Here is a 14,596-nt window from a genome sequence, read left to right on the forward strand (position 1 = left end):
AAACGTTTTTAAAAAATCTACTAACCTTTTTTACATTTCTTATTTTAATATTTATATAAGAGTAATAACAAATGTGTATGAGCGGATCACTCATAAAAATATAAACAGTTGTAATGTGATTTTTTTCGCATTCCTCGTCTCCATACAAACTTCCCGCAGATCCGCTGCTACCAACCAACGACTACTCTTTAATTTAGTAGGGTTTTCTAAATCAGCAACGCATTTATCTTTTAGCTGCGGATATCTAAACTTGTTTTATCGCTTGTAACAATCTTATTATAAATCACTTTCTAACTGTGCAGTTGTTTTTTACAATTCCGCCAAATGGGATATATCCAGATCATCAAAAGAAAATGGCTGAGATAGAAATCCCAGACCATTACCAATATCTTATGTAAATCAATGATAAGACTTAAAGATTTATGAAAAAGATTGCTGAAACGGTCACAATTTTACAAATCGCTTATACACAACCTTATCTCCACTCATTATTTTTATTGTATATACTCCGCTTGTTACTGATGATACGTCAAGCTGTATAACTCTTGCAGGTGAATTGTTTGATTGAATAGTTTGAAGCAAAACTCCCGAGGTTGATATAATTAATAGAGTTAGAGGCTTATTTTGTTGCAAACTTCCTGTATAAATGTTTATAGTATTATTTGCGGGATTAGGAGCAAGTGTTATACCGGCAGTATTACTAATAACACTTTGGCCGTCCAAATTGATAGGCTTTCTATTTACTGGTGTTGTATTTGCGGGCATTACTTTTATTGTAAGCGTTGCAGATATAGTTTCAGCGCCAGCGTTATCAGTTGCTTTAGCAGTAAAGGAGTAATTGCCTGCTGCTAAATCATTAAGGGTATACGTATAAGGATTTGTAGCAACAGATTTAATATACGTTGTACCATTATAAAACTTAACATTCCTGATTGCACCATCCTTATCTTCCGAACGGACATTTATAGTGATAATTGCAGGCGCAGTATAAGTGGCATTATTAGCAGGACTTATAATGCTAACTATTGGAGGAGCATTGGTTGTTGCACTAGCCTCGCCTGACGTTTCCCCTTGTCCAACTTCATTCCACGATGTTACTCTGTAATAGTAAATTTTGCCAGGATTTAGGCCAGCGTTAACAAAGCTGGTTGTAGTGATTTTAGAGCCAATAACCGTATATGGCCCCCCTCTCACCGTACTTCTTTCGATGCTGTAAAAAGTTGCTCCTGTAGAAGAATCCCATTTTAAAATTATTTGCCCGTTTCCGCTCGCTGCTGTAAGCATTGGTGCTGGTTTTTTATACCGAAGTAAGGCCTGTAAGAAATAGTAATCTGCATAGCAAAGAGGAGAATTCACCTCGTAATTTTTAGGTTTGCTTCCTACTCCATGTTTCAATACAAAGTCATTATTAGTCCCAATGGAAGCAGTGTAAGCTGATGAAGAAATCGATTTTAGAATATTTATGCCATAATTATAATAAGCAGTTTGTTTTTCCGGCACGTACTGGCTCAGTTCTAGTAAAGCGGAGCTTGCAATAGATGCAGCAGATACATCACGATAGTCAGAGGCATCAAAATCCCAAAAGGGAACTAAATCTTTAGGCATTTTAGGATGCGAAGTGTAGAAATCAGCTATTTTCTTAGCCATGTTAAGAAACCTGATGTCTTTTGTTTCACGGTAACACATCGTAAAGCCATACAAGCCCCAAGCCTGTCCCCGTGCCCAGTCTGACGAATCATTTAACCCCTGAACAGTAATTTTAGAAAGCACTTTTCCGGTAGATGGATCATAATCTACCAGGTGATAAGAACTATTGTCGGGTCTGAAATGATTAGCCATAGTTGTCAGCGCATGGTTTACTGCAATTCTATAATAAGAGAAATCTCCACTAACCCTGGTAGCCCAAAACAAGATTTCAAGATTCATCATATTGTCTATAATTACCGGGAAATGATAATTATTCCACGATTTTATACAGCCGACTTTAGGATTATAACGGGAAGCTAAAGATTTTGCTCCCTGCAGCAAGATTGCTTTGTATTTTTCGTTGCCTGTCAACCTGTATCCTGCGCCAAAACTCGAATAGAGTATAAATCCAACATCATGAGTTGAAGTATTATATTGCTGGCTGGTCAGTCCTGCTGTCCATTGCTCTGCTCTTGTTCTCCAGATTTCGTTCCTGGTATTTTCGTACATTAGCCACAGCGATCCCGGGAAAAACCCACTTGTCCAGTCACTTGCAGTAACCCTTTTAATGGTTCCGTCAGGGTTTGTAGAACGTGGATATGAAGTTTTATTAGCAAATTGTTGCGCTCGCTCCAAATGCCCCATCACGTTATTCAAAGCCATCTTCGGGTCAAACGTTGTTTGTGCTGTATCTTTTAAGATTTCTACTTCTGTAACAGCATTCCATGAGTTTAGATTATTACCATGACCTACCACTCTTACATAACGGGCAGGGGTGGCGGTTATACTATATGTTTCAAAAGCTGTTGTTTTACCGCTACTCTTGCCGGTAAAAACGGTTGTCCAATGAACACTGTCTACAGATGTTTGAATATCAAACGAATATTGTCTTTCATTGCCTTTATACCAGGCAATGTTTATTGTATTAACCGTTGTTATCGGATCAAAAAAATATCTTATCCATTGGTTGTTTCCTAACGCAGACCAGCGGGTATTATAATCCTTATCTAAAGTATTGGAAGCAACATTGCCATCATCTGAACTTGCAATTACTTTGGCGATATTCACTGTTGCAGGGTTAGTGACAGACACCGGAGTATAAGCTTTGAGGTTAAGAGTTTTTCCATAGATTACTGCGGTTACATCTCTGTCAGTTTCAATTTTTTTTATTTCACCAACTGCTAATTGCATAACAAACCCGTTGGAAATATTGAAAGTAGCTTCCGGCTTTCCATCATTATTTATATCTATAGATGTTCCAACTCCTCCTGCTGCTGTTCTTCCGACATAAATATTTCCCTTTACACTTCCCAGTACTGTTGAAAAATCACCTCTTACACGCGTAAAGCTCTTTCTTACGGTCTCTGCAGAAGGGTCTGCAGCGCTGCGGGGATAAATAAATGTCACGTTATTCGTGCTCCCGGAAATCATTCTTACAGGTCGCAAGTCACCATAAGGACTTCTATTAACGGCATCTGTGGCAGTAATAGCCGGCGAAGAATGCAATGCAATAAAATTTTGTTGATCTCCCTGTCCCGGAAATGAAGTACTTGCAATATGTGATGTAACACTTGTATTAAGGTTGGTGGCCCCATCAAAAGTTAGTATAGGCCAGGTGATACCAAAATTTGTATTGGTAGATGTAAGTGTTGAGAGAATGCCATCTGGAGTAATAATAAAATCATTGGTAAAAGTTGGTCCTGTTTTACCACTCTTAGCTTTATATACTACCCTGCAACGGACTAGTAATGGGTGAGTAAACTGGGTTGTAAAAAAAGCTTCATAACGCTCCGGTATACTTGCGAGGCGCAACCAGTTGCCATTTTCTAAAAAGGTAGGAGCAAAAGAAACACCCAATTTATTTACTGTTTCTCTTACACCATCTGAAGGGCCAAGGCGAGAATCCCAACCGGGCCTAGAAAAACGGAGAACTCCCAGGGTAGACCAATATCGTTCATATTGTACTCCACTCGACCCCCTTAGGCTTACTTGCATGTGCATTCCTCCTGCATTAGCGACTGCTGTTGCTAATTCATTATCTGTTACAATTGTATAACCACCTATTTCATTAGGGGCTGGCTGTTCTGTTATTGAACTTTTATGCCTCAGATAATTCTCTGCCATGTGATACATCATGTTACCATTGTAGGTACTAAAATAGCTGTAGGTTGCATATCCTATCCTGCTTGCAGGGTTAAAATGGTTTTTAGTCACAAAGTAAGTTCCATTAGACTGTCTCCATCTTTCTACACTTTGAAATGCAAGAGCAGCAGCATGACGATATTGGCCGGCTAAACGAGCGTTTCCTTCCTTATTCGTCGTTTCAGCCATTGTTTCATAACCGCTAGCTAATAGTATATCATTCCAGGTATGATCGCCACTTCTGCCACCCGTGGCTATCTGGCCTGAGGGCTCTTGAAATAAAAGACTGGATTGGGTTCCCCTTTTTAATAACGTCAACATTTCATTTCTGGAGGGTCCGCTGTATCCATCAGCAATCATGGCTAATAAATTACTCCTTCCAACGGACTCATAGGCCCATGTATTTGGATTTGTGGTATCGTCGTGATAAAAGTTCCATAAATTACTAAGGAAGCGAAATCTTTGAGTATTAATCCAACTATTTTCTATCCAATTAATGGCAGTATCTTTATTTACATACCCATTTACAGCCCGGCTCCATTCACCTTTCATAGCATACGTTCTCCAATTCTGAGTCCGCGCACTAAGAATGCCTGCTATAGGTTTCGCCATTCTTGTTTTCCATATTTGCAACTGAGCAGCAGAAACATGAGGAGCATAAAAAGTGATGGCACTGCTAAGAGGGGCGATGAAAAATTCGCCGTGGCCATCAGGTACCGAGGCAGTTCCCCCTGCGAGATCAGAGGTAGCACTATTCATTGCTGCTACTCCTGCACTTAGTAAATCCACAGCCCGGCCTGTTGATATCAAAGCACCCACAGCATAAGCGAAATAAGGCGTAGAATACTGAGTTTCGCGATGAGCATATGAATCTATAATAGCTCCACTCGAATTTTGCAGTTTCGCAATCTCACGAACTACCCCTTCAACCTTGGTTAGATAAGCATCTCTTGAAATATTCAGGGCCTTCCAGGCTCTTGCAGTCAAGTGGTAGTTGACATTGGGCAAGCTGGAAGGAGAAGCGGCTTCCGAAGTAACTATGGTAAACTCATTACTCTTAAGTGACGAGTTAAGTGCAGTAGGTTGTGTATAGCAAAGTTTTAAAGAAGAAAAAATGATTGTAATGAATAAAATAGAATTTTTCATAACTGATGATTATCTGTCTATATAATTTATAGACTCAATCAAAAGTATGCTTCCCCGCTATACGCATTAATGATATCCATCATGTGAAATTTTGATATTTCTCATAGTACTCTTTGTAACCGATAGGATTTTAAGGTTGTAGGCTTGTTAATAAAAAAGTAGCATAACTAGATTTGTACTGAAAAATAAAACGGCAAAAAAATTCCTTTCTAAAAGAACAAATTTTCCGAAAATATCTTTTCCTACAATTCCGCTAAAAGACGTTGATATGCTGACTGAAGCAAGGTTGGCAGCAAAGATGGCAGAAGAACTGCCGAGTGTAAAAATCATTTTGATCCGCTACTATCTCCTGTCCTATTAAGTTTAAATGAAAAATACTCTTTGCACTGTCCAGTAGAATGCAATTGAACCAATAAGTATGGAAAGAGGAATAACTATCCATTTTCTATAATGCTGTTTCTTGCTTAAGGGAAACAGTATTAGTAAAAAAACAGCCAGGATTATACTTATTTGACCCAGTTCTACACCAACGTTAAAAGAAAGTATGGAAGTGAGAAATTTATTACGAGGTAATCCTATTTCATTTAGAGAGCTGGCAAACCCCATTCCATGAATCAATCCGAACATGAACACTAGTATTATACGCCACGGTTTAAGTTCTGTAAGCAACATGTTTTCTACCGCAACAAATAATATAGAAAGGGAAATGATCGGTTCCACAACAGCACTTGGAGCAATAATTATGCTTTTCATACTGAGAGCAAGGGTAATTGAATGAGCAACAGTAAATGCTGTAGCTTGCCATAGAATAACTTTTATTTTATTGCTGAGCAAACAAAGGCCGATAACAAACAAAATATGATCAAATCCTTTAGGAATGATATGAGTAAAACCTAACTTAAGATAGTATAATATTGCATTCTGTATCGGAGCTTTTTCAAGCGCATAATTAATTGTATGAGCAAATACGCTCGAAGTATTTCCTATAAGAAAGAATAACAATAGTAAAAAAGGCAGTAATGTGGAATTTTTCTGCTTCATTATCTTTTTGCTATTAAGAGGTCTTGTATGACATGTAAAGTTTCTGTTTGTAAAGAAGCACTTATATAAGCCTTTGAAGAAGATACTTGTTCAAGATAATTTTTAGCTAATACCTTATCCCCTGCCCTGGCAAAAATCAAGGCGGCATGCGCTAGCAACGTAGGATTTTTACAGTTCGTTTTTAAAGCTTCTTTTATATATGGTATTGCTTTACCTGCTTTGTTTTGATTATAATACACCCACGCAACCGTTTCATTTACATCAATGTTATTTGGACGGCGGTTGTACTCCGCAAGCGCATGCGCTAAAGCTTTATCATTATCATTTACTTTTAAATAAGCATAAGCTAATTCCCTATCTGAATAATGACCTATATTTCCGTTAGTCAATTCTGCTTTAGAGGCTCTATTCATATTTTCAATGACTGATCGTGCAAGTGCCTCTGCCTTCTCATTTTGCCCGGCAAGACGGTAAACGTCAACCAATTCTTCGTTAAAAACATTATCCTCTACGAGGGAATAAGCTTTTAAATAATAATGTATTGCTTTTGTATAATCTTTTTTAGCTGTGGCAATCCGTGCCATTCCTGCTATTGCATACGCATAATCAGGTCTTTCGTCAAGTGCAATTGTATAATGCATTTCTGCACTCCTGATGTCGCCTGTATTTTCGTATAAATGCCCTAACTGAACCCGTGCCCATTCAGTTCCCTCCTCGCCTTGCATGCCGGCTCCTACGGCAAGTTTCATAGCCTCAATTGCTCCAGGGTTGTCTCCATAAATTTCACGCAGATAGGAAATTCTGGAGTAAGATCTTATATCGGGTCTGATAGAGACCATACTATCGGAGTTTTCTACTGCTTTTTTATAATTTCCCATTTCAACATTGGCATCTACCAAAAGACCGTAAATGAATGCATTGTAAGGGTTGATTTCTCTTGCTTTTTCCGCAACTTCAAGCCCCTCCGCAAAATGGTGCTGTGATAAATAAACAAGGGCCTTGTAAGTCAGAGCCTCAAAATTCTCAGGTTCTATTTTCAAAACATTGTTTACTTGTTGCAGAGCAGCCATGTCGTAATAAACATGATCACCGGTAATTCTTGCTTCCTGTATATATAATGCAGCTAAGCCAAGTAAAGATTTTTTATCTTCAGGATTTTCCTTTATCGCCAGTTGTAAGCGGTCTGCCGAGGCACGGGTTAGTATGTATTCATTACTTTTTGCAAGATTTCCTTTTCTTTCTTTTAATTCATAACTGATGCCTTGCTCTTTGTTAGATCTTACTATTATAAAAACAATGGCAATCAAAAACAAAAGCAATGTAACACGATAAATAATCTTCTTATTCATACCTAATGTTTTATTGATAATTAATGAAAGGATAGCAAGCCTAAGGATTAGAAACCATAGGCTTGCTAATAAGGACGTTATTTAGCTTTAACGAGTGATAGTGTTTGAGTAACTGATCCGTTTTTACTAATAGCTATGTAATAAGTTCCTTTTGTTAAAGATGAGGCATTCCATTGAAGGGTATAAGTTCCGGCATCCTGCTTTTTATCTGCCAAAATTTTCAATGCCTTTCCAGATACATCATACAGCAGGATTTTTACCTGCGAAGGTGCATCGACTCTATATTTTAATGTACTGGTGTTAACGACAGGATTTGGTGAAGAAATAGCCGAAACCTCCGGCGTTGCTATACCTAATTTTTGTGCTACCGGAAATGATCCCATTGTTCTTTTTTCCTCCTTCTGATTGTTATCTTCGCTGCAACTGCACACGTGCGTACCTGCCCACGGCGTTTGTTCAAACGGAAATTTTGATTTAAAAGCTGTGTCATTTTTTTCAATACCCGTGGTATAGTTGTACACACTTAGCAGGTTTTTTGTAACAGGATTAGTTCCGTCAAAATCGTCGTACCACAACCCTATTGCAGCGAGCACTATTCCACTGACAGCCTGCAACTCTATACGGGTTACATCATCTTCCAGCCTCCTTCCGTTAGGAAAGCCATCCATATTTGGAATAAATTGAATTTTTGAAGATCCATTAAACCTTTTATCTGTTAATCCTAATACTGCAGCCTGGATTAAACCCAAAGAACTAAAATCAGGATCATCTCTTTTCGTTACAGGAACAGCCATATTAAGGCGTAACATGTCACCACCATTAGGCAGGAAATTACTAATAAATGGCTTGCCTGCCGCTAAAGGATTGCCACCTTTGCCCGTTGCTAACTGATAAGGAGGTAAATTAGGAACACCGGTATGAAAAATAGGCCATAGGTCGACTGATCGAGGAGACTTGGATGCAGGCAAAAGCAGACTGCCAAAAGCATTTTCAGCCAGCGCTGTTCCGTTAAGAGCGGCGCTTCCTTTCAATCCGTATAGACCATTTCCACCATTTCCAAAATCAAATTGTCCTAAAGATTTTCTTTGAATTCGCAATGGTTTAAACGCAGGGATTGCACCTCCAAACTGGGAGTCATCCATATAAAGGGCTAGCTCGGGATTGTAAAAAAAATTGCCAAATTCCTTTAATTCAGAGAGGTCATCATAAGGAGTTAAGCGATTCCAATAATCTTTATAAGCGATAGGAACAACCGCTTCATTAGTTAAAGGCATACCTAATCTTGATACCTGCACCCAGTCTCCTGAATATGATTCAAAGTTTTTTGAAATATGATCTGTAGCGTTATTCAAGGTTTTAATTCTTTGGCGGCTTGCACTGGCCCACACACCAATAACAAAATCAGGATCAAGTATATTTTTAGCCTGAGAAGCCTTCTTATGATCTTTTTGTAACCTCGAAATATCAATTTCCATTGCAATAGTAGAAACGTTCATACATTTTAATCCATCTACAGGGCGACCCATTTGCCGGGGCGCATCACCAAGATCAAAAATGCCTCCAAGGTCAACAAAAAAAGGATCATCAACAGGACCGGCAAAAATGCGTTCACCATCACCATCATCCTGAATGTTTTTATACATTAATGAATCATAGCTTGGTGCATTTAAACCGACCGGCGAACTGATAGAACGAGGTCCAATGTTGGGAGGAGGCACAATGCCGTCATACAGTACTCTTAGCCATGATTTACCACCATCCATACTTCTGTCAACTGTATATCTTGTCCGTAGGTTTTCTTTTCCCAATCGTATATTGAAAAAAGTATTTGGGTCTCTTCTTGAATTTGCGGTACTAAACAGAAAACGATAAATAATATCATCGCCTTTTGTTGCCGGATTATTGTCTATGTGAATTTCATAACGTACGTCTTCGCCGAAATGATAAAAATTAGGACCGCCTTGTGGCGACTGGAGTGGAATATAGTTAGCAATAATTACTACCTTGTTGGGATTTGTCGGGCTTCGGAAAGCATATAAGTCTGTGTTGTCCGCCTGGGGATCATTGGCAATCATGGGTGCCTCCCTATGACTGGAAGACATGAGAATAGCAGAAAAAACCGGTAGGCACAACAATGCCAATAACCATTTATGCCTGTGAGGCAATAAGGTTTTGTTCTTCATTTTAGAAAAGTTTTAAATAATTAATTTAAAGTCTGATGACATGCGAGATTTTTCATAGAAGAAATTTGAATTATAGGGGCAGTATCAGCGAAGTAAGCCGGCTTTGAAACGATGAACTAAGCGCCATAACTTTACTAACGTAAAATTTTGTTAAACGGATTTAGAGATTATTATTTTTTTTGAATTTATTTCTTATTCATTGATAACAAATGCAGAAGAGCCGCCACAGCTCGTTGGCTACAATAAAAAATTAAAAACTATCAAGAGAAGCACGGTGCATTTCTCTAAAAACCTTAAAATAAAAAGTTGATATAATTCCAAATAAATATTACCACCAGTTTTTGTAGACGACTTATGGGATGAGAGTTAATATCAGAAAAAAAGTAAATAAAATCGAAATAGTTCATTTAATAATATGCATCCAGTAGATAGATAGATAGATAGATAGACATTATGAGCAATTTAAAAATGAAGCCGTATGAAGCGTGTTAGGAATTTAATATCCATTTCTTAATAACTTTCAAGATATAATATAAGCAACTATAAGGTTGTTATATTGCAAGTCCATAACAAAAATGTAAGAGAAGAAAGAAATAAAAAAGCCGTAGTTAACAATGCCAGAGGCTTAACTAAAGATTTTTGATCTTACTTGTATTGATTAAAAGCATTAACAAAAAACAATTTACTCAATAGGTAAAAAAACTTTAAAGGTTGCTCCTTTGCCAGGTTGACTTACAGCTTCAATAAATCCTTTATGGTTTTCTACTACCTTCCGCACAATAGCGAGGCCAATACCGGTGCCTTCATACTCTGTCTTACCATGCAAGCGTTGAAACATTTTAAAAATCTTATCGGCGTACTCTTGTTCAAACCCTATTCCATTGTCTGAAATTTCGATCAGGTTATACAACTTGTTTTTGGACTCCTCGAGCCGATCAGACGAATTGATATTTTCTCCGCTTACAACAGCAGAATAAATACTTATTTGCGGACTAACATTACGCTTACTGAACTTAAGAGCATTGGTAATTAAATTTTGAAATAGCTGCTGCATTTGTCTTTTGTGTCCTTTAATAACAGGTAAAGCACCTACCATTACCCGAGCTTTTTTCTCAGCAACTTCCAATTCAAGATCTTCCAAAACCTGTGTCACTTTTTTATTAAGGTCAACTTCATCTAAATAATTAATTGAGGTGGAAACGTGCGAATATTCTAAAAGATCATCGATCAAATTTTTCATTCGTTCAGTTGCTTTCTCCATCCGCTCAAAGTAATGTTGGTCATCATCCAATAATCTCCCTTGCAAATTCTTTTTTAACCTTTCTGAAAAAGTTCGAATCTTCCTGATAGGTTCTTTAAGGTCATGTGAGGCAGCATAGGCAAACTCTTCCAGGTTAGCATTAGAACGCTTAAGTTCATTCATAGTTCTTTCTAATTGCAACTGAGATTCCTTTACTGAGGTGACGTCTGTAAATATGTGAATTAGGTGATCATTATCCATTTTAGAAAGAGTGAGCTCCAGCCATCTGTCTGTTACCTCCATATAATATTGAATAAGCGAAGGTTCACCTGTTGCTAATGTTTTTAAACACGTTTGGCCGTAAGAGGAATTTAAAATATTGGGATCTAGTTCAACTGCTGTTTTAGATAAATAAATGTCTTCAGGCAGACCAACATATTTTACAGCAGAGGCGTTGGCAAGAATTGTATTGGCATCATATATTTCGCCTCTTTCATTCCTTATCATTTCGGTAACGGAAATACCATTAGAGGAATTTTTTAAAATATTATCCAACAGGTTTTTTTGGTCCTCCAACTCAATGGTTCGCTCTTTCACCTTCTCTTCTAACAATTCAGACCCTTTCTTTTGATCATCTATATCCGTACAAGTGCCGTACCATTTTAAAATAGCACCCGCTTCGTCTTTTAACGGCAATGCCCTTCCTAGAAACCACCTATACTGACCGTCAAAGCGCTTAAAACGATATTCAATTTCGTATGGACTACCCGTTTTTAAACTATGTAGCCAAACATCCCACGCCCTCTCCTGATCATCAGGATGCACTGCAGTATTCCAGCCCCCATCTTTGGATTGCTCATCCGTTAAACCTGTGTAATCGTACCATTGCTTGTTATAAAAATCATGATAACCATCAGCTTTGGTTGCCCAAATTATTTGAGGCATAAAATCCGTTACAAACTTAAATTCCTGGTTACTCTCTTCCACCTTCATTTTCGACACGACCTGTTCAGTAACATCGGTTGCTGCCACCATAACGCCAGATATGTTGCCTTCACTTTCTGCAAAAGCTTCGTATAGCACGTTTATATAGACTGTTTCAACTCTTTCACTGCGTGGTAAGTTAACGGGAATACCAAGCGCAGAAAAGGTTTTACCTGTAGTAAACACGCCCCTTAACAATTCCTCATACCCCTGGTTGGTAGCTTCTGGCAATCCTCTAAATATAGATTTATGAAGTAGTTCTTCCTTGCTTCTGCCCCATAATTCAAACATGCGCTCATTAGCAATTTCAACAACGAACTCAGGTCCTTTTAAGATACCCATTGCAACCGGTGATTGCAGAATCATATTTCGAAAATTGTTCTCGCTTTCTTCTACCTTTCTACGAGCCATTACCTTTGCCGTGTTGTCAAGAACCCATACAGCTACTTTTTTCACAATGCCTTGGTTGTTTTTCATCGGTTCATAAGCGAAGCTAATGTATACCATTTCCTCTTTCCCATGCCGAATCAACATTAATTCGGCATCATCAGCACGATAAGTAACACCTTCGTTTATTACCTTATTAAGAGCGTCTTCATAATGTATACGCGCTTCGGCAAAAGCATCCCAAAAAAACTTTCCTACAATCTCATCCATCGTCTTGCCAGATATTTCAATAAAGCGATCGTTTGCTATTTGAGCGATTAAGCTCGTAGCGTCTATTACACAAACACCGATCGGTGCCTGCAAAACCATATTACGCAGATCTTGCTCACTTTCTTCTACCTTCTTTCGAGACCTAACCTCTTTTGTTACATCTATAGCCGTATGGTGAATACCGTAAATGTTGCCCTCTTTGTTACGCAAGGCTTTATAAGTAAAATTGAAATAGAAGGGTTGCAACCTTCCATCTACACGCAAAAATGCTTCCTCTTCGATACCGGTGTAAGGTATCCCTGTTAAATAAACCTCATCTATCAAACCAAGGAACGGTTGCCCCTTTAATTCTGGTAAGGCTTCACCTATCGGCATCCCTATTATTGTATTGTCTTTGCCCCAATAACTTAGCATAATGTCATTTGCATGCTGTATTTGCAGTTCTCTACCCAGATATAAGCCGGTAGCTACAGCAGCTTCCTCAATAAAGGTGCGAAAACGATGCTCACTTTCTTCTATATTCTTTTGGTAATGGAACTGCACAGTTACATTATGAGCTACGCAAAAAATACTGGCGGGCACCACGTCTTCCGGGCTAAGAAAATGAGGTTTAAATACAAGATCAAAGTAGCGAAGTTCCCTTACTCCGTCAATAAGTATAACTGCAGGAAAATTACCAACATGGTACGGCTGGCCTGTATTGCGTACCTCATCCAGTATTCCGATCAAGCCCTGAAGGCCAGCTTCTGGTAGTGCGTCAATGATTGGTTTACCCACTATTGAAGATGTTCTGCCCAAAAATAGGAGCATATCTTTGTTTGCAAGTTCAACTACATAATCGGGACCTCCTACAATACAAACCGCAACAGGTGCACTCATAAAAAGATTATAAGCTTTTTCGATACCTTTTGTTGTTGCTATCTCTTTTTCTGCCTTTACATAGTCGGTAATATCTATTGCTGAATGAATGATATATTGTACATCACCTTCATCACTTAAGATCGGTGCGTTGTTAATCTTCTAATACTTTTTACAAAAAGTACCATCCGGGTTAGGGGTATCATATCGCTGCACCGCTATCTCGTGCGATGTCTTATTGGCAATGATATATTCAAATGAAGCCTGCAGGTTTTCTTCACCATTGAAGTTTAGATCTTCAGGGTTTTTTGGAAAGACTGTAAAGTGTCCCTTTTTAATTACATCCTTTCGATTCATTCCAAACGCTTTGATAAAGTCATTACTTACAGCAACGTGAGTATAAACAGGTGCATCAGGAAGTACGATCACGCTTATACCTGGTGTTGCTTCATACGCTCTAAAATCCATCATTGACTAGCTATAGTTGGGTTAAGAATATTTGACTCGCAAAGGAAGGACTAAATTAAGTGTAATAACAAATATTCAAATAGTTTTCCTTGTACTGAAAATGGTGCAAAATATTATTTTCATAAATGCGATGAAAAAGATCATAAGTAAGGGGTAGAAAGAATATAGACCAGTGGAGCAAAATATTGCATCAGTCATTCGGTTTTAATTACATGTCCCCTGTCCTCTTCAAAATACTCCAACCGCCGAAGTTTTAATAGTACCCCAAAGAGGTTTACTCTGCTTCTGCTAAGTTTTCATTATAACTATTTATGTAATATTGACAAGGCCTGAAATAAATGAAGAGCGATTTGCATTTAACTTTTGCGTCTGGTGATTTTTAGATACTATTCTTTCTTTTCAAACGTTTATACAAAAATTAGAAAATACAATATCTCATGAAAAAACTTTATTCAGTTCATGCAATTAAAATATTTCTTGTCATTGCTTCTGTTTTAACGGCCAGTTCTGCTTTTTCCCAATTAAAGATCGGCTCTAACCCAACACAAATAAACAAGTCCTCCATCCTGGAATTGGAAAGTGACAGACAAGGTTTTTTGCTACCTCGATTAACTGATACTGCAACTATTAACACGCTCACCCCACCTGACGGTATGTTAATTTACCTATCCTCACCGGCAGCGGCAGGAAGAGGGTTATACNTTCGAAAGGCAGGCATATGGCAACGATTTGTGACTGACTCTGTCGCTCTTGATAAATGGTCTAAGTCTGGAGATGTATTGAAGGGAACAGAAAAAATGGGATCACTAAATGCACAAACCTTACGACTCATAACTAATAGT

6 protein-coding genes are annotated in these 14,596 nt (G+C 38.2%); all 6 read right to left on the reverse strand.

What is annotated here, in order from left to right:
• Positions 1–444: 444 nt before the first annotated feature.
• Positions 445–4,974, reverse strand: coding sequence for an Ig-like domain-containing protein (locus B154_RS32490; protein ID WP_018615328.1), 4,530 nt, complete (start codon positions 4,972–4,974; stop codon positions 445–447).
• Between the two features lie 363 nt (positions 4,975–5,337).
• On the reverse strand, positions 5,338–6,015 hold the full coding sequence (locus B154_RS0116300; protein WP_018615330.1) for a HupE/UreJ family protein: 678 nt from the start codon (positions 6,013–6,015) through the stop codon (positions 5,338–5,340).
• A complete protein-coding gene (locus B154_RS28860; protein WP_018615331.1) occupies positions 6,015–7,364 on the reverse strand; it encodes a tetratricopeptide repeat protein in 1,350 nt (449 codons plus the stop codon). Before B154_RS28860 ends, B154_RS0116300 begins: the two co-directional genes overlap by 1 nt.
• A gap of 77 nt (positions 7,365–7,441) precedes the next feature.
• Complete coding sequence (locus B154_RS0116310; RefSeq protein ID WP_018615332.1) at positions 7,442–9,547, reverse strand: DUF4331 family protein; 2,106 nt, start codon at positions 9,545–9,547, stop codon at positions 7,442–7,444.
• 682 nt (positions 9,548–10,229) lie between these two features.
• Positions 10,230–13,307, reverse strand: coding sequence for a PAS domain-containing protein (locus tag B154_RS0116315; protein ID WP_018615333.1), 3,078 nt, complete (start codon positions 13,305–13,307; stop codon positions 10,230–10,232).
• 141 nt (positions 13,308–13,448) lie between these two features.
• Positions 13,449–13,757 (reverse strand): hypothetical protein, encoded by a 309-nt coding sequence (locus B154_RS0116320; protein WP_157580819.1) that lies wholly within the window; start codon positions 13,755–13,757, stop codon positions 13,449–13,451.
• Positions 13,758–14,596 lie beyond the last annotated feature (839 nt).

The organism is Segetibacter koreensis DSM 18137, from assembly GCF_000374045.1.
GTDB classification, from domain to species: Bacteria; Bacteroidota; Bacteroidia; order Chitinophagales; family Chitinophagaceae; genus Segetibacter; species Segetibacter koreensis.

What these genes read in the sequence shown, in the direction of transcription:
- B154_RS0116315 (WP_018615333.1), bottom strand. Translation starts at nt 13,307, where the DNA reads ATGAGTGCACCTGTTGCGGTTTGTATTGTAGGAGGTCCCGATTATGTA.
- B154_RS0116300 (WP_018615330.1), bottom strand. Translation starts at nt 6,015, where the DNA reads ATGAAGCAGAAAAATTCCACATTACTGCCTTTTTTACTATTGTTATTC.
- B154_RS0116320 (WP_157580819.1), bottom strand. Translation starts at nt 13,757, where the DNA reads ATGATGGATTTTAGAGCGTATGAAGCAACACCAGGTATAAGCGTGATC.
- B154_RS0116310 (WP_018615332.1), bottom strand. Translation starts at nt 9,547, where the DNA reads ATGAAGAACAAAACCTTATTGCCTCACAGGCATAAATGGTTATTGGCA.
- B154_RS32490 (WP_018615328.1), bottom strand. Translation starts at nt 4,974, where the DNA reads ATGAAAAATTCTATTTTATTCATTACAATCATTTTTTCTTCTTTAAAA.
- B154_RS28860 (WP_018615331.1), bottom strand. Translation starts at nt 7,364, where the DNA reads ATGAATAAGAAGATTATTTATCGTGTTACATTGCTTTTGTTTTTGATT.